Here is an 18,894-nt window from a genome sequence, read left to right on the forward strand (position 1 = left end):
CCCGGCCCATTCGGCCAGCCGGGCCGCTCGCGCACGGCTGACCGGACTGCGGCACCGCGATCGCCGCCCCGACCACGATCCACTGCACGATCGCGACCAGCACGCCGGCCCGGCACAACCCGAGCGCGCTCATGACGCGTCGACCCGCTGCGCGAGGCCGACCGTGAAGATGCCCAGCTCGCGATCCGCTGGTCGAGCTTGCGAAAGCCCGCGCGCGCGACGAGTTCGTCCATCCCGGCCTGCGAGCGGCGGCGCATCACCCAGGTCGCCTCGCCGCGATGATTGTTCAGCGCGCTCGAGTTCAGCGCACGCGCGATGAATTCCAGCTGCGGATGCCACGGCTGTCCGGTGCAGACGAGATAGCCGCCGGGCGGCACCGCCTGTGCGAGCCCGCGCAGCTCGAACGCACGCAGCGGCGCGAGCGCCTGCGCGCGGTCACGCTCGCCGAGTCGACGAGGTGCGCGACGCGCGCCGAATGTTCGTGGCCTCGATGCAGCAGCACGATCGCGTCGCGGCAGCGCGGGCCCGTCGCGGGCCAGTGACGGTAGAACAGCGTGTCGCCGTCGTGCGTGACGAAGCCGGCCTCGCGGGCCGTGCGTGCGCTCATGCGATCTCTCTCGTTTCGTTATTCGAATCATGCGGCGCCGGTCCCGCTATGGCCGCCAGCCGCCGTCAGCCACCCGCTTCGGCGACGCCCGCCTGCACGCGCCGCACCGCCGTCACGATCGACAGCACGATCAGCACGCGCCACAGCCACGCGGCGACACCGCCGACCGGCAGGCCGAAGCCGATCCACAGCGCGAACGCCCCGAGCGCGAGCGCGCGGTCGCTCTTGCCGAACGGGCCGTCGTAGCGGCGCGTCGCACCGGCGAGCGGACCGATCAGCCCCGCGCATTCGACGATGATCGCCGTGAGCGCGAACAGCCAGACATCTGCCGGCGCGAACGCGGGAATCGCGAGGAACGGCAGCACGAGCGCGACATCGGACACGATGTCGCCGAGCTCGTTCAGGTACGCGCCGAGCGTGCTCTTCTGCCCGTGCTCGCGGGCGAGCATGCCGTCGATCGCGTTGAGCGCCATCCGCACGAACAGCCAGATCGGAATCAGCAGGAACAGCACGCGGGCGAACACGCCGAGCCCCGCGAGCGCGCCGACGACGATCGAGCCGCCGGCCGCGAACAGCGTGACCTGGTTGGCCGTGACGCCGCGCTCGGCAAGCGAATCCGCGAACGGACGCAGACGGTTCTGGAATTTCGGTTTGAGTGCGTAAAGGCTCATCGTTTTATTGGTTCGGCACGTTCGGATACGTTCGTCGCCGCCATGCCCCGGGCGGCGCAACCGCCGGCGGCGGCTTTCGACAGGTGGCCGTAATCGTCGCCGAGCGGCCCCGACGCGTCAAGCCGCGCGCCGCGCCGGGCAATCTGGCGTTTTCGACGGAAACTCGCGATAATCCGCTGGCCCGTGAGCGCAGCAATTCACTCGAACTGTCGCCGGGCGCTCGTGCAACAGCCGATTATCACGCCGTCGAACGGCGCATTCGCCGCAACGCAACTCTGCCGGCGCATCGTCCGATGATCGCGGCCCTGCGACAGGCAGCCACGAATTTGAAAAAACTTGAACAATGGCCGTCCGGCGCGCATCCTGCCGCGCCGGCATTCCGGGATTCCGCCCGCCGCGCCCGCGCGGCCGCGCGGGCATGCACGCAGGAGGCGCGGCGCCGATGAACATCCTGAACATCTGGCAGCGCGATTTCCTGCTGTCGATCGTGCGGCTCGTCGCCGGCGCGTATCCGGTCTGGCATCAGGCGCCGCCTTCCCCGACGCAGAAGATCTACTTCTCGAATCACACGAGCCACATCGACACGCTCGCGATCCTCGCCGCGCTGCCGCGCGACGTGCGCGCGGTCGTGCGGCCCGTCGCCGCGCGCGATTACTGGGACAGCGGCGACCTGAAGCGCCACATCGCGCAGAAGCTGCTGAACGTCGTGCTGATCGACCGTCACCGCGAGAGCGGCGGCGACCCGTTGGACCCGGTGCGCGATGCGTTACGGCAAGGCCACTCGATCATCATCTTCCCGGAAGGCACGCGCGGCGCCGACGTGTTGCCGCAGCCGTTCAAGAGCGGCCTGTTCCATCTCGCGACCGAGTTTCCGAACGTCGCGCTCGCGCCGGTCTATCTCGAGAACCTGCAGCGCATCATGCCGAAGGGCGCGATCTGGCCCGTGCCGCTGATCTGCAAGGTGCACTTCGGCGCGAACGACGCGCTCGGCACCGGTGAGGACAAGCCGACCTTCCTCGCCCGCATGCGCGACGCGATCGTCGCGCTCGCGCCGCCGCAGCGGCCGGCCGGCTGAACGCGGCGCCCTCCTCTCCCTTTTCCGGACCTCTTCATGCGAACTCTCTTCTGGGAACTGGTCGCGGGCGTCACCGGCGTGCTGGTGCTCGCGACCGTGATCGGCGCGATCCTCGGCGCGCGCAGCGGCGGCGCGAGCGCGACCATCGTCAACCTGAACCAGCGCATCCGCGCGTGGTGGGCGATGATCGCGATCATGGTCATCGCGATCAGCCTCGGCAACAACGTCACGTATCTGGTGTTCGCGCTGCTGTCGTACCTGACGCTGCGCGAGTTCATCACGCTCACGCCGACGACCGCGAGCGACCATACGACGCTCTTCATCGCGTTCTTCGTCGCGATTCCGGTGCAGTACCTGCTGCTCGGGATCAACTGGTACGGGATGTATTCGATCTTCGTTCCGGTACACCTGTTCTTCGCGATGTCGCTGGTGTCCGCGCTCACGCAGGACACGCGCGAATTCCTGAGCCGCAACGCGAAGATCAACTGGGCGCTGATGGTGTGCGTGTACGGGCTGAGCCACGCGCCGGCCGTGCTGATCCTCGACATTCCGCGCTACGCCGGGCAGAACGCGCTGCTGCTGTTCTTCTTCCTGTTCGTCGTGCAGATCAGCGACGTGCTGCAGTACGTGGTCGGCAAGCTGTGCGGGCGCCGCAAGATCGCGCCGCAGCTGTCGCCGTCGAAGACGGTCGAAGGCTTCGTCGGCGGCGGCCTGCTCGCGACGCTGTGCGGCGCATCGCTGTATCGCGTGACGCCGTTCAGCTTCGGCGCGGCGTTCGGGATCTCGCTCGCGATCGTGATCGCGGGCTTCGTCGGCGGCCTCGTGCTGTCGGCCGTGAAGCGCTCGCTCGGCACCAAGGACTGGGGGTCGATGATCGCGGGCCACGGCGGGATGCTCGATCGCGTCGACTCGGTCTGCTTCGCGGCGCCGGTGTTCTTCCACCTCGTGCGCTACCTGTACGTGTGATGCGCGGGCGGCGCGGCATCGCAAGCGCTAACGCGTCGGCGGGATGGGAAACCGGCGCGTTCGGCGCATACTGACGCTCATCCCCACCCTTGCGCCGCATCGCGCGACGAGCCACTGCCACCGAACCCGCCCATGAAACTGAAACTCGACATCGTGCAGCTGGCCGGCCGCGACGGCGACACACCGTACAACCTGCGGCGCACGCTCGACGCCATCGCGAGCTGCGCGCCCGGCACCGACATCGTGATGTTTCCGGAAGCGCAGCTCACCGGCTTTCTCGATCCGTCGAATCTCGCGCGCGTGGCCGAGCCGCTCGACGGTCCGAGCATCGGCGCGGTGATCGCGGCCGCACGGGCGCGCAACGTCGCGGTGGTGGCCGGGCTGATCGAGAACGACGGCGGGCGCTTCTACAACACGACCGTGTTCGTCACGCCGGACGGCATCGCGCTGCGCTATCGCAAGACACATCTGTGGCTGAGCGAGCGCGACGTCGTGCTGCCCGGCGACCGCTACGCGAGCGTCGAATGGCGCGGCGTGCGGATCGGCCTATTGATCTGCTACGACAGCGAATTTCCGGAAACCGGCCGCGCGCTTGCGGCGCTCGGCACGCAGCTGATCCTCGTGACCGACGGCAACATGGAGCCGTACCGTCAGGTGCATCGCATGTCGGTCTCGGCCCGCGCGATGGAAAACCAGGTGTTCGCGGTCGTCGCGAACCGCGTCGGCGCAGGTGCGCACGACGTCGTGTTCGCGGGCGGCAGCCTCGCGGCCGATCCGTTCGGCAACCTGATCTTCGAGGCCGGCAACGGCGAATCGCGCCACACGGTCGAACTCGATCTCGACCAGGTCGCCGCGTCGCGCGCGGTCTACGACTATCGTGCGGATCAGCGCCTGCACATCGCGGGCGAACGCATCGAGCACGCGGACGGGCGTCGCGAGTGGTTGATTCCGTGAGAGTCGGGCGCCCGCATTGCCGCTCTCTCCGCGCTCCGATCATCCGGGCGTTCTCAGTCAGCCACGGCATGATTCCGCGAGTGGCGGCTGATCGATGATAAGCGTTCGGACCCAACGACGAGGTCGAGCTGCGGACTTTCATCGCCGAGCTCGAGATTCAAGTTCGAATTCCGTTCATCGTCGATCGACCCTGCGCGATCGGTTCACTTCCTATAACTGTTACTCGCACTGACAGCGTACTCGTCGCCTGTCGGCGCCACTTCGCCAAGATTTACCACGGCGCGCGACTCGTCTTCATCGTATGACCTTCGTGTCCGCTCGGACACCATTCCTCACTTCTCCGCTGTCGTAGCCGGACTATGTCCCTGGATCCAGGCCGATCGAGGCTCGCGCTTCATTCGCGGCGAATTCACATAATTTAAAACTCTTCAGCTCACCGGATTCAACAAAAATCTCGGCCGCCTCAGCCGCAAACACCGCGATTTCGCGTGATTTGGCTAGCCCAAGCCCAGATGAGCCCGCTTCCTCAGGACCGTACCCGCATCGTTCAACGAGCCACTTCATCGAGACCGATGCTAGATTTGATGCCACCAAAGCGCATCGAAATTCCGAGGATTCTCCAATTCACTAATTTATAAATTAGCCAGTGAATTTAAAAAAATATGGTGAAAATAAAAAGATTACCTTACTACCGAATGAGTGCTTCGGCACTCCCTTTTTACGCCTCGACGTGGAAAGCCTGTACCGGGTCGCACGGATGTGTGCCGATCAATACGCTGCAAACCATTTCGTACGCACGGCTTGCGCCGGGTGAAACGCCACCACCGCCACCACCCAAACCCGCAACTGAACAGATCGAGGCAGAAGCCGCGTTCAGGAAGCTGCTTGCAGCGCAGCTGCCCAACGTTCCTCTCCAATCTCCGCAGCCGCCCGCGCAGCCAAAGGATACAGACGGGGAAGATCATGACGCGATTCCCGAGTTTGATTTGCAGGATGTACCGGTTGCGATGGACAAGATCGGCTGGCCTGTTGCTGCCAAAATTGCAAGAGCGTGGTTTGCGAATCCCAAGCATATCTACAATGACGAGCCCAACTCCGAACAGCCGATCGACAATACGACCATTACACTCAAATGGGCGTTGAAATTCGGAAGTGTTAGAAAAAAATACGAAGACCTAATTTCCAGCAGAATTTACTCATCGGGCGCGACCAGAGAGGCAAAATTAAAAGTCTCCAGACAGGTACAAGCCACCTTTCTCGACCAGAAGACGTCGAACTTCTATTTTGACACCACTCCCCTCATCAACGATGAAAGACAGTTTCACATCGATTGGCAATTCCAGTTTCAGAACATTCCAACGAGTGCGACGCTCGACGGACTACTCTTGACCGATCTGACAGCGGCACTAGGAAATTTCAATTTATATGCCGCCATTGGCAGAGTCCGAATTTCCTCTGAAAAATATTTTCGATATGATGGAAAAACTAAATCATATTGCATTGACGCCACCGCCACAATCACTCACATCTATATCTATGTAAAGGACAACTATTCCTTCAATGACAAAGGCGACGGAAACAGTCAATACCTGGGGCACTGGAACAGGAAAGACATGATTCTCTCGTATCGCGCTGTCGTCAGCGATATAATCGACGGAAAAAAGCTTCACACTCAGATGGGCGACTCAACGATCGAGAAAACCACCGCCGATTGGCCCTATCTTCCCAATCATCCACTCGACAAGCCCGTTGACAAACGCCCCGGCATTGCAAAACTTTTAAGCAAAAACGTTTACTATCCCGTGTACAATAAAAGCTACAACGAATGGCGGGAGAAGCACAACAGAGGTGGCGACTTCATGATCTATAGCAAACCGAAACTACTGAAACTGAACAGGCCACTTCAATTCAAACTGGAGACGATATGCCACCCGCCAGAACCAATATGAAAAATCCGTACAGGACAGCCATCACAGTCGGCGCATTGATATTTCTATCGCTCGTCGGTGGCAGCATCATTTTTTTACAAGCAAATCGTGATGACACGGATTGCCAGCACCACAACTACAACGACAAGTTGAATGGTGGAGTCAAGGAGTTTGCCGGCAAGAAATACACGATCGATATCTGTGGCAGCGGCACCAACAATAACCACTTCTTCGGCGACGGAATGGATTCAGTAAAACTGACCATCTCGGATTCTCAAGGTGAGATTCTGGCCCGAAGATACTACAAGGTGTTCTGGGACGGGAGGCCAGGTCACGAACAGCTCATGATCGGGCCCGACAGCATTACTTACCAGGATGACGAGAAGCAAAAGGACTATACGATCGCCATGCCGCCGGCCACGATTGACTGGATAAGAGCGCGGCTCCCATTTTTTTGACCGGCCATATGAGCCAGTCGCCGAGCATGCTCCTGCAAGAAAATAGCGGGCCTTTCCCATGAGTTCGCCGGTAGCGATGACTATCGCCACGCATCCCGGCGCGCATATCCTCGGTCACTCAGGCTCCGGCACATCGATCGCCAGCAACACCGAGCTGACCGACTTGCCGTGCGCATCGAGCGCGAGCGAACGCGTGACGCCGCCGCCGAGCGCATCGCGCAGCACGAAGTTGAACGCGGCAAGCGCCGGCAGCTCGTAGCGCACGACGTCGCCGTGCACGATGCCCGCGAGCCATCCCTTCACCGCGGCCGCATCGAGATGCGCGCGCAGGTGTTCGTAGTGACGCGGATCGCGGCAGATGACCGATACGTTCAGCGTATTGCCCTTGTCGCCGGTGCGCGCATGCGCCAGTTCACGCAATTGCATCATGCCTCCACGAAAGAAAACGACGGCGTCACGGCCGTGCGCGGCAGCAGCACCGACTGCACGGCGATCACCTCGCGCGTCGACTTGAACGCACCGCCGCCGCCGGCCGGCCCGTTCGTATAGAGCGTCTCGACTTCGTTGCCGATCCGCGCGGCCTCGGCGGCACTCGCCGCACGGCCGGCCACCCGCACGCGGACTTCGGCCGGCTCGCCGCGCACGGCGGGCGTCGCGTCGCCGTACAGCGCATCCACGCCGATCAAATCGAAACGCAGTTCGGTCGCGGCCACGCCCGTCAGCGCGAGCCGCTCGCGGACGATGTCGAGCGCGAGCCGCGCGCGTTCCAGCGCGCCCGGCCCGCCGTACGAGATCTGCCCTTCGCCGATGTGGCCGTCGACATACGCGACCGACACCTTGAGCGTCCCGGTGCGTGCGCTGCCGCGCCCGCCCGTCACGCGCACGCGGTCCGGCGCCTCCTCCGCCACCGCCACGCGCGTGAAATCCGCGACGACGTCGGGCTGCAGGTAGCGCGCCGGATCGTGAATCTCGTACAGCAGCTGTTCCTTGCAGGTCGCCGCGCTCACGCGGCCGCCCGCGTGCGGCACCTTGGTGATCACGACTGAGCCGTCGGCCGCGACCTCGCCGATCGGGAAGCCGAGCCGCGCGAGGTTCGGCACATCCTTGTAGCCCGGGTCGGCGAAATACCCGCCCGTCACCTGCCCCGCGCATTCGAGCAGATGGCCGACGACCGTCGCGGCCCCGAGCGTGTCCCAGTCGTCCATCCGCCAGCCGAACGCGTGGATCAGCGGCGCGGCGAACAGCGACGGATCGGCGACGCGCCCGGTCAGCACGACGTCCGCGCCGGCCGCGAGCGCATCGACGATCGGCGCGGCGCCGAGATACGCGTTCGCGGACACGATGCGGTCGCGATACGCGGCGACTTCGTCGCCCGACTCCTCGAAGCGGAACGCGCCGCGCAGCACGACGTCGAGCACGTCGTCGCCTTCGACCGCCGCGACCTTCAGCCCCGCGAGGCCGAGCGACTGCGCGATCCGCGCGGTGCGCCGCGCGGCCGCGCGCGGGTTCGCCGCGCCCATGTTCGACACGATCCGCACGCGCTTGTCCGCCGCCACCGGGAGCACGGCATGCATGCGCGCGTCGAGCAGCGGATCGTAACCGAGCGCCGGATCCTTGCGCCGCGCCTGCTGCGCGAGCGCGATCGTGCGCTCGGCCAGGCACTCGAAGACGAGATAGTCGAGCTGCCCGTGTTCGGCCAGCTCGACCGCGGGCTCGATCCGGTCGCCCGAATAGCCGGCGCCCGCGCCGATGCGCACGCGCCGTTCGTGTGGTGGCTTTGCTGTCATGTCGGTACCGTGATCCGGCGCTCGCGCGCCGGGAAAAAAATCAAAAGACGCCCATCACGACGCACGCGATCGTCATCACGATCGAGGCGCCGAACAGCAGCGGGAACGTGAACTTCTGGTGCTCGGCCAGCTCGATGCCGCACAGGCCGACGACGAGGAACGTCGCGGGCGTCAGGGGGCTGACCGGAAACCCGGTCGTCATCTGGCCGAGCAGCGCGGCCTGCCCCACGTGCACGGCCGGCACGCCGAGCTGGCCGGCCACTTCGGCGATCACCGGCAGCACGCCGAAGTAGAACGAATCGGGATCGAACAGCATGCTGAGCGGCATCGACGCCAGGCCGAGCGCGACCGGAATGTGGCCGGCCATCGACGGCGGCACGAAGCCGACCGCCGCCTGCGCCATCGCCTTCAGCATCCCGCTGCCCTGCATGATCCCGGTGAACACGCCGGCCGCGAGCAGGATGCCGGCCATCATCAGCGCCGCGCGCGCATGCGCGTCGATGCGCTTCCTCTGCATGTCGACGTCCGGGTAGTTCACCATCAGCGCGATGCACAGCCCGACCATGAACATGATCGCCGGCGGGATCTTCTCGCCCATCACGACCATCGTGCCGAGCACGACGAGCGTCAGCAGCAGGTTGAACCAGAACAGGCGCGGCCGGCGCAGCGCCTGCTCGTCTGGCGTGAGCGCCCGGGTCGGCAGCGGAATCGACGCGTCGTCGCGCGACAGTCCGAGCCGCTTCTCCTCGCGCCGCCCAAGCCAGTACGCGACGCCGAACACGAACACGAGCCCGATCGCCTGCACCGGAATCAGCGGATTGAACAGCGCCGACACCGGCAGGTGCAGCGAGGCCGACGCACGGATCATCGGCCCCGTCCATGGCAGGAAGTTGATCCCCGCGGCCATCGACACGGCCGCGGCCAGCACGCGCCGGTCCATCTTCAGGCGGTCGTAAAGCGGCAGCACCGCGGGAATCGTCACGAGAAAGCACACGGCGCCCGAGCCGTCGAGGTGGATCAGCAGCGCGAGCAGCGTCGTGCCCATCACGATCCGCGTGGGCCGCGTGCCGACCGCGCGCAGGATGCGGTCGATGATCGGGTCGAGCGTGCCGGCGTCGGTGATCGTCCCGAAATAGAGGATCGCGAACACGAACATCCCGACCACGGGCGCGAGGCCCTTCAGCCCGTCGATCACGAACTTGCTGGTATGCAGCCCGAAGCCGCCGATCAGCGACGCCGCGATCGGCACGATGATCAGCGCGACGAGCGGCGACATGCGCCTGGACAGAATTGCGGCCAGCAGCACGACGATCGTGCCCAGCCCGAGTAACGGCAGCATCGGTGTCTCCTACCTTGTCTTTTGTTGGAGACGAGCGTAAGGTCGGCGCAGCGATAGCACAATTGAAATGATTTGATCGCAGCAATCACGAATCGTTATGGATCTGAACCTTCGCGACATTCGCGCGTTCGTCACCGTCGCGCAGGCCGGCAACTTCACGCGCGCCGCCGCGCGGCTGCACCTGTCGCAGCCGGCGCTGACCGTGCAGATCCGCCGGCTCGAGGAGATCGTCGGCGCGCGGCTGTTCGACCGCAACAGCCGCAGCGTCGCGCTCACGCAGACCGGGCGCGAACTGCTGCCGCTGCTGCAGCGTTCGCTCGACGACATGGAGCGCGTGCTGCGCGACGCGCGGGCGCTCGGCGAAGGCGCGAGCGGCACGGTACGGCTCGCGTGCCTGCCGACGTTTGCATCCAGCCTGCTGCCGGAGCTGATCCAGTCGTTCCGGCGCGACGTGCCGCGCGCGGGCTTCGACATTCGCGACGGCGTCGCGAGTCTCGTCACCGCGCTGGTGCGCAACGAGGAAGCCGATCTCGGGCTGACCGGCGGCGACGCGTTCGACGCGTCGCTGGACGTGCTGTACGCGGGCGCCGACCGGCTCGTCGCCGTGTGCCCGAAGGATCATCCGCTCACGCGCAAGCGGCGCGTGCGCACCGCCGACGTCGCCGCCGTGCCGCTCGTGCTGACCGCACAGGGCACGAGCGTGCGCAGCGTCGTCGATGCCGCGCTGGAAGCGGCCGGCTGCACGCCCGACATCGCGTGCGAACCGACCTACATGATGACGGCCGTCGCGATGGTGCGCGGCGGCCTCGGCGTGACGATCCTGCCGGCCGCCGCGCGCGAGGTGCGCGCCGAGCCCGACCTCGTCGCGAAGCCGATCGACGACCCGGCGTTCGTGCGGCCGATCGCGCTCGTCGCGAAACGCGGGCGCACGCTGTCGCGCGTCGCGCAGGCGTTCGCCGACGTGATGCTGGCGGAATTGAACAAGCGCGCGTGAACCGCGCGCCCGAATCGCGAACGAAAGCCCGCTTTCTGCCTACTGCGCGTCCGGATCGACGTGCAGCGATTCGCCGATCGCATAGAAGTTGCCGCCCGCGATGTAGTGCAGGCTGCGCAGCGCCGGATCGGCCGATTCGAAATACCAGTGACCGTCGCGGAACACGCGCGTGTCGGACCATGCACCGACCACCTCGCCGATGAACAGGTCGTAGGCCTGCTGGTTGTGCGGCTCGGGTATCAGCTTGCACGCGAGCCAGCCCGAGCAGCCGGCGACGAACGGCAGGTCATGGCCGGCGACGTCGAACAGCGTGACGCCCGCCTCGCGCAGCTTGTCCGGCCGCTCGGCGAGACTGTGACTGCCGACCGCATGCGTGAGCTGGAGCTGCGCGGCCGTCGGCACCTGGATCACGAAGGTGCCGCTGCGCTCGACCAGCTCGCGCGTCTTCGCGGACTTGTCGAGCACGACCGTCAGCTTCGGCGGCAGGAAATCGAGTGCGCAGGCCCACGCGGCGGCCATCACGTTGTCGACGCCGTCGTGACGGGCCGACACGAGCACGGTCGGGCCGTGGTTGAGAAGACGGTAGGCTTTCTTCAGCTCCACCGGAGCGATGTGACTGTCCATGCGGGTTCCCTGGTGAGCGGCACGACGCGTGCCGGCCGAGGCCAGCATTCTCGCACTCCGTGCCGATCGCCGCTGACGGCGCGCGCGGGCGCGCTGCGTCACACCCAAATCGCTCGCGCGGTGCGCGCAATAACACACTCGGCCCGCATCACGCGATTCGATTCGTTAAATAATCAATTGATGAATCGACGACCAATGCATCGTCGTCGAAATTCGACTGGAAATCGTGCGGAATTATCACGATTCCGGCAATACGCCGGTCGCGCCATCTCGAAATTCAAATCGATTGATACACGATTCTCAATAATGTGAATCTCTCAATGGACCTTGCCGAAGCATGCATCTGTCGGCTTTATGTCACATCGGAGAATTTCGTTTTTGCCGTTCGTCTGCGGCTCGGTAGTCTCCTGCCATTCCGGTTCAAGAAAACAGGCCAATCGCAAGGAGATGAAATGAAACGCACGACCCTCTCGCTGATTTCGCTCGCGTCGTTCGCGGCGATGCCCGCCGCGCATGCGCAGTCGAGCGTCACGCTGTATGGCGTGATCGACACGTCGATCACGTACGTGAATCACGCGCAGGGCAAGGACAACGCGTGGATGCTCGGCAACAGCAGCGCTGGCAATCTCTCCGGCAGCCGCTGGGGCGTGAAAGGCAGCGAGGATCTCGGCGGCGGGCTGAAGGCGCTGTTCCAGCTCGAGAACGGCTTCGACCCGAGCAGCGGCCGGCAGGGCCAGGGCGGCCGCCTGTTCGGCCGGCAGGCGTTCGTCGGGCTGTCGAGCGACCGCTACGGCACGCTCACGTTCGGCCGCCAGTACGATCCGCTCATCGACCTCGTGCAGGGCATCACCGCCGACAACTATCTCGGCAGCGTGTTCGCGACGCCGGGCGACGTCGACAACTACGACAACAGCTTCCGCGTCGACAACGCGGTGAAGTACACGTCGGCCGTGTATTCGGGCCTGCAGTTCTCGGCGATGTACTCGTTCGGCGGCATCGCCGGCAGCACCGGCGCCGCGCAGTCGTATTCGGCCGCCGTGTCGTACAACAACGGGCCGTTCAGCGTCGCGGGCGGGTACTTCCACGCGACCAACAGCCCCGCGTCGAACGGGCTGCGCAACGGCTGGACCAGCTCGTCGGACGGCACCTTCGACGGCCCGATCAACACCGGCTACGCGAGCGCGCATTCGATCGGCATCGCCCGCATCGCGGGCCAGTATGTGGCCGGCCCGTTCACGTTCGGCCTCGGCTACAGCAATGCGCAATACCGCCGCGACGCGAGCTCGGTGTTCAACTCGAACGAGCACTACAACACCGGGCAAGGCTTCGTGAACTACCAGGCGACCAATGCGCTGCTCGTCGGGCTCGGCTACAGCTACACGCGCTCGGGCGGCGATACGTCGGCGACCTATCACCAGGTGTCGGCCGGCGCGGACTATACGCTGTCGAAGCGCACCGACGTGTACCTCACCGCCGCGTACCAGCACGCGAGCGGCCAGACGGGCGACGGCAACGGCGGGTCGATGGCCACGCAGGCGTCGATCGGTTCGTACGGCTATGCGGGCACGAGCTCGCAGACGATGGTCAACCTCGGCCTGCGTCACCGCTTCTGAGCGACGACGGCCGGCTGCGTGAGGCGTCGCGCGGCCGGCCGGTCGATACCGGATTTCGGGAGTCGAGGATGCATCGACACGGCGGCTGCGGCCGCCGTCGTCGTTTCTATGGCCCGCGCACCGGCGCGCCTTTTATCGTCCGTTTCGCTGCACCATTCATTGCCGCATTCGCCGCGCAACTGACGCGTGGCGTCAGTATTTCGATAGCGGCCGCACCCTGGCATGCGCACGATAATCGGCCCCTTTTTACCGATTCCATCCTGTCGCACGGAGATACCGGCGCCCGCGAAAATCCGCGACAAATCCGCCGGCAAATGCAAAGGAAAGTTTGACGCGAGCCATTTGCCTGCGCGCTATGGCACACTTCGCGTCTGCGTAATTTCCTTGCACCGGGCGGCCGGATTCCGCCCCATCCTGCCATGCCGCGTCAGACTGCCCGTTCGATCAGCCACGCCACGCCGAAGATCGCCGCGACGATCGTGTTGTCGTGCGCGCTGCACGGGTTCGCGCGGGCCGACTGCCTCGACGACGCGGCCACGTTCCAGAAAGTGAGCGTGAGCCTGTTGCGCGGCATCGCGCAGGTCGAATCGGGGATGAATCCGAACGCCGTCAACACCAACACGAACGGCACCGTCGACATCGGCCTGATGCAGATCAACAGCACCTGGCTGCCGACGCTCGCGCGCGAAGGCATCACGCGGGAAAGCCTGTTCGATGCGTGCACCAACGCGTACGTCGGCGCGTGGATCCTGTCGCAGAACATCCGCCAGCTCGGCGCCAACTGGAACGCGATCGGCGCGTACAACGCCGCGTCGCCCGACAAGCGCCTCGCGTATGCGCGCAAGGTCTATGATGCAATCCGGACCATGCCGGATTCGCCGGATACTCCCATGCCCATCCTTCCGCCCTCCTTCACGCCGCCGCAACAGGTGCAGGCGTACAACCCGTTCGCCAGCCTGAGCGTGTCGGCACCGCCGGTCGCACGGCCCCGCACGCTCGCGCCTGCCGCGCCGCCGCCGCAACCGCAAGGCGGGCCGGCCGGCCCGGCCGGCACGTACAACTTCGGCTGGACCGTCACGGGCGCCGACCAGGCCAAGCCGACCCAGGTGTTCGACGACGGCGCGCGGATCTACGTGCAGTTCAGCGACATGAAGCACGTGCCGGCGATCTTCACCGAGACGTCGTCGGGCCGCGTGCTGATGTCGTGGGAGCTGCAGTTCCCGTATGCCGTTCTGACGCGTCCCGCGCAAACGTTAATCTTCCAGCTCGGGCCGTTCGAGGCGCGCGCGCAGCGCGGCGCGACGGGGACGACCGCTCAGGCGGGCGCGGCAGCCGCAGCGGGCGCGCAGCGTTCGGGTGCGACGGCCGCCACGGCAGCGACGGCGACGGCAGCGCCCGCATCCAGACACACCGCCGATGCAGCGGCCAAGCGCACCGCATCGGCCGATGCGCTTTGGTATATCGACACGGCGTCCACGTCGGGTTCGGCAGCAACCTCGAGTCAGGCCAATACGTCGACGGCATCGACCGCGTCGAACACGCCTGCGACGTGGCCCACCGCAGTGACGTCGAACACGCCGCCGCCGGTTGCGACACCTCAGGCGCCCGCCGCGCCGAAGCCGGGCGCACGCGTCAGCACCGACGCGCTCTGGTACATCTCGAAGTAACGCTCGGGCCGGCCCGATCCCTCACCCGCGCCGCACCCAGATCACCTTGCCGTCGCGAATGCCGAGGTCGCGGCGCTCCTCGCGATAGTCCATCGTGCCCGGCAACGACCGGCCGTCGCGCTCGAGCACGCGCCACAGGCAGCCGTCGAGCAGCGCGGCCGCATCGGCCTCGGTCTTGCCGATCAGCGCGTCGTCCAGCGTGGCGTCCGCCTTGCACGTGTTCACGGCGCCCGACGGCGCGGGGTTCGTCACCGCGCCGCCGGCGGTGGCGTTGGGGTGCTTCGTGTTCATGTCCGCACATCCCACAAAGGTTGCGCTCGCAACGAGTGCCGCGAGCATCGCGATCGTGTTCTTCATCGGTTTCTCCCTGTCGCGGCCCGGCGCGGCAGGTGCGGGATGCGCGCACGCACCGGGCGTTGGATCCATGATGGGTTCTGCGCGCCACCGGCCGGCAAGGCACCGTATTGCGCGATCCGTTCGAGTCGAATCGGCTCCGCGCAGTCGCCTCGACAGCCTGACGCCGAAGCCGAAGCCGAAGCCGAAGCCGAAGCCGAAGCCGAAGCCGAAGCCGAAGCCGCCTTCATGTTACCGCACCGATCCGCGGCGAAGTCGTGCTCCCCGGACGGGGCGCTGGCGAATCATGCCGTTCGCGTCAGAACTTGTACGTCACGCCGGCCATGCCGAAGTAGTTGCTGCGCGTCTGGACGATCGGGCTGTCGCCATAGCGTCCGAGCAGCCGCGTGAAGCCGCTGGTCGCATGCACCGACCAGTGCCGCGACACGCCCCAGTTCCATGCGAGCGACAGCGTTGCGCTGTCGACCCCGCCGCTCGTCGAATACGGCCTGAAGCCGCTCGCCGCCGACTGCGCGTCGGTCACGCCGTAGAACGTCTGCATGTAGCGCCCCGTGCCGGCATGCACGCTGCCGGTCACGACGACATCGTGGCGGCCGGCCTTGAATACCGGCACCGCGAGATCGACGTGGCCGGACAAGCCGCGCGACGTATGCGTGATCGGCGCATCGATGGCGACGCTCAGTTCGCCGCCATCAAGCAGCTGCACGCCCGCACGCATGCCGACGAGCACCGAACCGGGGATCCGGCCCATCCCCTTCAGGTGATCCGAACCCGCCAGGTCGAAACGGTTTTCGTCGGAACGGCCACCGGCATAGCCGAGCGCTGCCGACACGAACGCCCCGTGCGGCAGGTTCAAACGGTAGCCGGCGCCGGCTGCCGTGTCGATGAAGAACCCGTTGCCGAACATCGCGGAGAACGACGGCGCGACGACGGCGCGATACTGGTTGCTGCCCTGGTAGCGCGGCGCGAACCCGCCGCCGAGCGATATCGCGTACTGGTTTTCGGCGTGGGCGACGGCGGCGAGGGTCAGGCCGGCAAGCGGCATGCAATAGCGCAACGAGCGCAGCGAACGGAAGGATGGACTCACGATGTCGAGACAAGAGTGACGGAGCCCGAAGTCTAGGTACGACGGCGCGGCAGCACTGTCCTGAATCTGCGGAAAATGTGTGCTCAATTGTGATCGTTTGTTCCCGATTGTCGTATCGCGGCCCCGGCGGCCGCCACGCCGGATAGAATTCGCCGGCCGCGCATTCATCGGCATGGAGAGGCTGAACGCGCGCAACCGAGGAGACCATGAACGACAATCCGCTCAAATACCGTGTGCTGCTGATCGAGGACGACGACCGCCTCGCCCAGCTCGTGCGCGAATATCTCGACAACTATGAATTCGCGGTGACGGTCATACGGCGCGGCGATCTCGCGGTCGCCGCGGTGCGCGAGCATCAGCCCGCGCTCGTGATACTCGACCTGATGCTGCCGAACCTCGACGGGATGGAAGTCTGCCGGCGCATTCGCGCGTTCACCAACGTGCCCGTGCTGATCCTCACCGCGCGCGCCGACGTGTACGACCAGGTCGCGGGCCTCGAAACCGGTGCCGACGATTACGTGACCAAGCCGATCGAGCCGCGCGTGCTCGTCGCACGCGCCCGTGCGCTGCTGCGCCGCGCGCAGCCTGCCGCGTCCGAACCGGCGGCCCACACGCAGCCGCATGCCCTCGTGTTCGGCGAGCTGACGATCTCGCCGCCGAACCGCACGGTCACGTGGCGCGGGGAACTCGTCGACCTGAAGACCACCGAGTTCAACCTGTTGCTGATCCTCGCGCGAGCGGCAGGCACCGTGCTGAGCCGCGACGACATCCTGAAGCAGTTGCGCGGCATCGAATTCGACGGGCTCGACCGCTCGGTCGACTCGGGCATCTCGAAGCTGCGCCGGCGCTTCGAGGACGCTTCGTCGGAGCCGCAACGGATCAAGACGATCTGGGGCCGCGGCTACCTGTTCAGCCCTTCCGCGTGGGACGACTAAATGCTGCGCCCGTTGATCAAGCTGTACCTCATCGTGATCCTGTGCTGTGCCGCCTCGATCGTATTCATTCAATGGTCGTTCAACAGGATTTTCTACGAGCGCGTGGCGCAGGCGCAGCGCAACGCGCTGACCACTTACGCGTTCGTGCTGAACGATTACCTCGAACGCCATCCGGGCGGCAAGCGCAGCCTCGCGCTGCGTGAACTCGCGCAGCACGGCAACGAGCGATTCGGTTTCGTGACGATGGCCGACGCCCGTGCGCAACTGCGCGGCGGGCCGCTGCGCGATCTGGACGCCGGCCGGATCGCGATCAGTTACGACCGCAGGAACTACTACATGCCGCTCGCGGACGGCTCGGTCCTGCATGCCCGCCCGATCGCACCGGCCGACCTCGACATCCAGATCTACGCATACGGGATGACCGCACTCGCGGCCCTGTTCGCCGTCGCGCTGTGGACCTCGTATCACTGGCGCGACCTGCGCAAGCTGCAGGCCGCCGCGCACGCGTTCGGCGCGGGCAACCTGTCGACGCGCGTGAAGCTGTCCGGGCGCTCGAACATCTACGCGCTGTCGCAGCAGTTCAACGACATGGCCGAGCGGATCGAGGCGTCGATCAAGCAGCAGCGCGAGATGATGCACGGCATCTCGCACGAGCTGAAGACGCCGCTCGCGCGCCTCGAATTCGGGCTCGCGCTGCTCGCCGAATCCGACGAAAGCGGCCGCATGCGCGAGCGCCGCGACGAACTGCGGCGCGACGTGCGCGAACTCGACGAGCTGGTGACCGAGTTGCTGACGATCGGGCGGCTCGAACAAGGCGCAAGCGAACTCGCGCCGATGGACGTCGCCGTCGATGCGCTGATCGACAGCGTGGCCGGCAACGTCGCGAACGACGTCGCCGACCGCGGCCTCACGCTCGGCGTGTCGACGACCGGCGCGCCCGCCACCCACGTGTGCGATCCCAAACTCGTCGCACGGGCGCTGCTGAACCTGATCCGCAACGGCGCACGTTATGCGTCGCGCACCGTGCTGCTGTCCGCGACGCACGACGCGTCCGGCGCGCTGGTGCTCAGCGTGGACGACGACGGTCCCGGCATCCCGGTCGCCGAACGCGCGCGCGTGTTCGAACCGTTCCAGCGGCTCGACTCGAGCCGCGACCGGCAGACCGGCGGGTTCGGGCTCGGGCTCGCGATCGTGCGACGCGTCGCGCTCGTGCACGGCGGCGACGTGCGGCTCGAGGATTCGCCGCTCGGCGGCGCCCGCTTCGTGATTTCGCTGCCGCCGCGGGCATTGCCGGAATTCCTCGGCGACACGCCACCGCGCACGGAGCACTCTCGTATCTAAACACTCTCTCCTGGGGCCGGCCGCCGCGCCGCTCGATCGCTGCGTGCGCGGCAACCGTCGCCTTCACACCTGTCAGTGCTCCTGATCATGCCGCTCATGGTAGTGGCACGCCGCTCCCGGTCGCGCCCGCATGCCGTTCGATGAACGAGAACACTATGTTCTGTCCGCGCGCGCTACGCACCGCCGCGCGAATCGCATAAGCTGACGACACTCGCCGGCACCCGAATCCGGCGAATCGCCAGGCGCGCGCCGCGTCGAGGTCGCGCCGCACCGTCGCGCTTCGATCGTCGTGGCACCGCACCGCAGCAGAATCGCATCGCGTCCGCACGACGGGGCGGCGCGATCGTGATCCCCAGCCGCCCACCACCCTGATCTGGAGAGAACCATGGCAAGCGAACCGATTCGCGATCCCGCGAACGACCACCTGCTCACCCCGCAGAACGCGGCGTTCATCGTCATCGACTACCAGCCGGTCCAGGTGAACTCGATTGCAT

At 65.9% G+C, this 18,894-nt stretch carries 20 protein-coding genes and 2 pseudogenes; 13 read left to right on the forward strand and 9 right to left on the reverse strand.

Features of this window, described 5'->3' with window-relative positions; all coding sequences use genetic code 11:
• Positions 1 to 129 precede the first annotated feature (129 nt).
• The 3 genes and pseudogenes from DID99_RS32715 to DID99_RS32720 all read right to left on the reverse strand — a co-directional run.
• A pseudogene (locus DID99_RS32715) lies at positions 130 to 398 on the reverse strand (class I SAM-dependent methyltransferase family protein); the annotation flags it as partial.
• Positions 302 to 607 (reverse strand): hypothetical protein, encoded by a 306-nt coding sequence (locus DID99_RS37470; RefSeq protein WP_185640926.1) that lies wholly within the window; start codon positions 605 to 607, stop codon positions 302 to 304. The gene DID99_RS37470 and the pseudogene DID99_RS32715, both read right to left, overlap by 97 nt.
• Positions 608 to 672: 65 nt before the next feature.
• Positions 673 to 1,278 carry a CDP-alcohol phosphatidyltransferase family protein gene (locus DID99_RS32720; RefSeq protein WP_124489496.1) on the reverse strand — a complete coding sequence of 202 codons (606 nt, stop codon included), beginning with the start codon at positions 1,276 to 1,278 and terminating at the stop codon, positions 673 to 675.
• Here DID99_RS32720 and DID99_RS32725 point away from each other — a divergent pair.
• From DID99_RS32725 to DID99_RS32750, 6 genes are all read left to right on the forward strand, one after another.
• The gene (locus DID99_RS32725; RefSeq protein WP_260444745.1) at positions 1,263 to 1,724 is read left to right on the forward strand and encodes a hypothetical protein; all 462 of its coding nucleotides are present in this window, start codon (positions 1,263 to 1,265) and stop codon (positions 1,722 to 1,724) included. The genes DID99_RS32720 and DID99_RS32725 overlap by 16 nt on opposite strands.
• Positions 1,721 to 2,353 (forward strand): lysophospholipid acyltransferase family protein, encoded by a 633-nt coding sequence (locus DID99_RS32730; protein WP_124524302.1) that lies wholly within the window; start codon positions 1,721 to 1,723, stop codon positions 2,351 to 2,353. The genes DID99_RS32725 and DID99_RS32730 overlap by 4 nt, the downstream gene beginning before the upstream one ends.
• A 36-nt stretch (positions 2,354 to 2,389) precedes the next feature.
• On the forward strand, positions 2,390 to 3,319 hold the full coding sequence (locus DID99_RS32735) for a phosphatidate cytidylyltransferase (protein ID WP_044848429.1): 930 nt from the start codon (positions 2,390 to 2,392) through the stop codon (positions 3,317 to 3,319).
• A 132-nt stretch (positions 3,320 to 3,451) separates the two neighbouring features.
• The gene (locus DID99_RS32740) at positions 3,452 to 4,273 is read left to right on the forward strand and encodes a carbon-nitrogen hydrolase family protein (protein WP_124572164.1); all 822 of its coding nucleotides are present in this window, start codon (positions 3,452 to 3,454) and stop codon (positions 4,271 to 4,273) included.
• Positions 4,274 to 5,034: 761 nt separating this feature from the next.
• Complete coding sequence (locus DID99_RS32745) at positions 5,035 to 6,222, forward strand: DUF6402 family protein (protein WP_260444746.1); 1,188 nt, start codon at positions 5,035 to 5,037, stop codon at positions 6,220 to 6,222.
• A complete protein-coding gene (locus tag DID99_RS32750) occupies positions 6,198 to 6,659 on the forward strand; it encodes a hypothetical protein (protein WP_185733849.1) in 462 nt (153 codons plus the stop codon). The genes DID99_RS32745 and DID99_RS32750 overlap by 25 nt, the downstream gene beginning before the upstream one ends.
• A gap of 114 nt (positions 6,660 to 6,773) precedes the next feature.
• On the opposite strand, the gene DID99_RS32755 is transcribed toward DID99_RS32750, so the two are convergent.
• Genes DID99_RS32755 through DID99_RS32765 form a run of 3 tightly spaced genes read right to left on the reverse strand, consistent with a single transcriptional unit; the run spans position 6,774 to position 9,785 of the window.
• Positions 6,774 to 7,085 carry a hypothetical protein gene (locus tag DID99_RS32755; protein WP_124489499.1) on the reverse strand — a complete coding sequence of 104 codons (312 nt, stop codon included), beginning with the start codon at positions 7,083 to 7,085 and terminating at the stop codon, positions 6,774 to 6,776.
• Positions 7,085 to 8,446 (reverse strand): acyclic terpene utilization AtuA family protein, encoded by a 1,362-nt coding sequence (locus DID99_RS32760; RefSeq protein WP_124524305.1) that lies wholly within the window; start codon positions 8,444 to 8,446, stop codon positions 7,085 to 7,087. Before DID99_RS32760 ends, DID99_RS32755 begins: the two co-directional genes overlap by 1 nt.
• Positions 8,447 to 8,486: 40 nt before the next feature.
• Complete coding sequence (locus DID99_RS32765; protein WP_124489501.1) at positions 8,487 to 9,785, reverse strand: CitMHS family transporter; 1,299 nt, start codon at positions 9,783 to 9,785, stop codon at positions 8,487 to 8,489.
• Positions 9,786 to 9,882: 97 nt separating this feature from the next.
• On the opposite strand from DID99_RS32765, the gene DID99_RS32770 reads away from it, so the two are divergent.
• Positions 9,883 to 10,779 (forward strand): LysR family transcriptional regulator, encoded by an 897-nt coding sequence (locus DID99_RS32770; protein WP_124523911.1) that lies wholly within the window; start codon positions 9,883 to 9,885, stop codon positions 10,777 to 10,779.
• Positions 10,780 to 10,818: 39 nt separating this feature from the next.
• On the opposite strand, the gene DID99_RS32775 is transcribed toward DID99_RS32770, so the two are convergent.
• Positions 10,819 to 11,403, reverse strand: a complete 585-nt coding sequence (locus DID99_RS32775) for a flavin reductase family protein (RefSeq protein ID WP_044848424.1) — start codon at positions 11,401 to 11,403, stop codon at positions 10,819 to 10,821.
• A gap of 452 nt (positions 11,404 to 11,855) precedes the next feature.
• Between DID99_RS32775 and DID99_RS32780 the strand changes: the two genes are divergently transcribed.
• The 3 genes from DID99_RS32780 (at position 11,856) to DID99_RS32790 (ending at position 14,683) form a co-directional block, all read left to right on the forward strand.
• On the forward strand, positions 11,856 to 13,016 hold the full coding sequence (locus DID99_RS32780) for a porin (RefSeq protein WP_124668352.1): 1,161 nt from the start codon (positions 11,856 to 11,858) through the stop codon (positions 13,014 to 13,016).
• 68 nt (positions 13,017 to 13,084) lie between these two features.
• Positions 13,085 to 13,348 (forward strand): hypothetical protein, encoded by a 264-nt coding sequence (locus tag DID99_RS32785; protein ID WP_124668353.1) that lies wholly within the window; start codon positions 13,085 to 13,087, stop codon positions 13,346 to 13,348.
• Positions 13,349 to 13,435: 87 nt separating this feature from the next.
• Positions 13,436 to 14,683, forward strand: a complete 1,248-nt coding sequence (locus tag DID99_RS32790; protein ID WP_124668354.1) for a transglycosylase SLT domain-containing protein — start codon at positions 13,436 to 13,438, stop codon at positions 14,681 to 14,683.
• A 21-nt stretch (positions 14,684 to 14,704) separates the two neighbouring features.
• Here the strand turns inward: DID99_RS32790 and DID99_RS32795 are convergent, their stop codons facing one another.
• Positions 14,705 to 15,040, reverse strand: coding sequence for a hypothetical protein (locus DID99_RS32795; protein WP_124668355.1), 336 nt, complete (start codon positions 15,038 to 15,040; stop codon positions 14,705 to 14,707).
• Positions 15,041 to 15,335: 295 nt separating this feature from the next.
• Positions 15,336 to 16,082 (reverse strand): MipA/OmpV family protein, encoded by a 747-nt coding sequence (locus DID99_RS32800; RefSeq protein ID WP_124489508.1) that lies wholly within the window; start codon positions 16,080 to 16,082, stop codon positions 15,336 to 15,338.
• Positions 16,083 to 16,330: 248 nt separating this feature from the next.
• Between DID99_RS32800 and DID99_RS32805 the strand changes: the two genes are divergently transcribed.
• The 3 genes and pseudogenes from DID99_RS32805 to DID99_RS32815 all read left to right on the forward strand — a co-directional run.
• Complete coding sequence (locus DID99_RS32805; protein WP_044848420.1) at positions 16,331 to 17,059, forward strand: response regulator; 729 nt, start codon at positions 16,331 to 16,333, stop codon at positions 17,057 to 17,059.
• Positions 17,060 to 18,400, forward strand: coding sequence for an ATP-binding protein (locus DID99_RS32810; protein WP_124489506.1), 1,341 nt, complete (start codon positions 17,060 to 17,062; stop codon positions 18,398 to 18,400).
• A 385-nt stretch (positions 18,401 to 18,785) separates the two neighbouring features.
• Positions 18,786 to 18,894: pseudogene (locus DID99_RS32815) on the forward strand (hydrolase); the annotation flags it as partial.

Source organism: Burkholderia sp. Bp8986 (assembly GCF_003854225.1).
GTDB lineage: Bacteria > Pseudomonadota > Gammaproteobacteria > Burkholderiales > Burkholderiaceae > Burkholderia.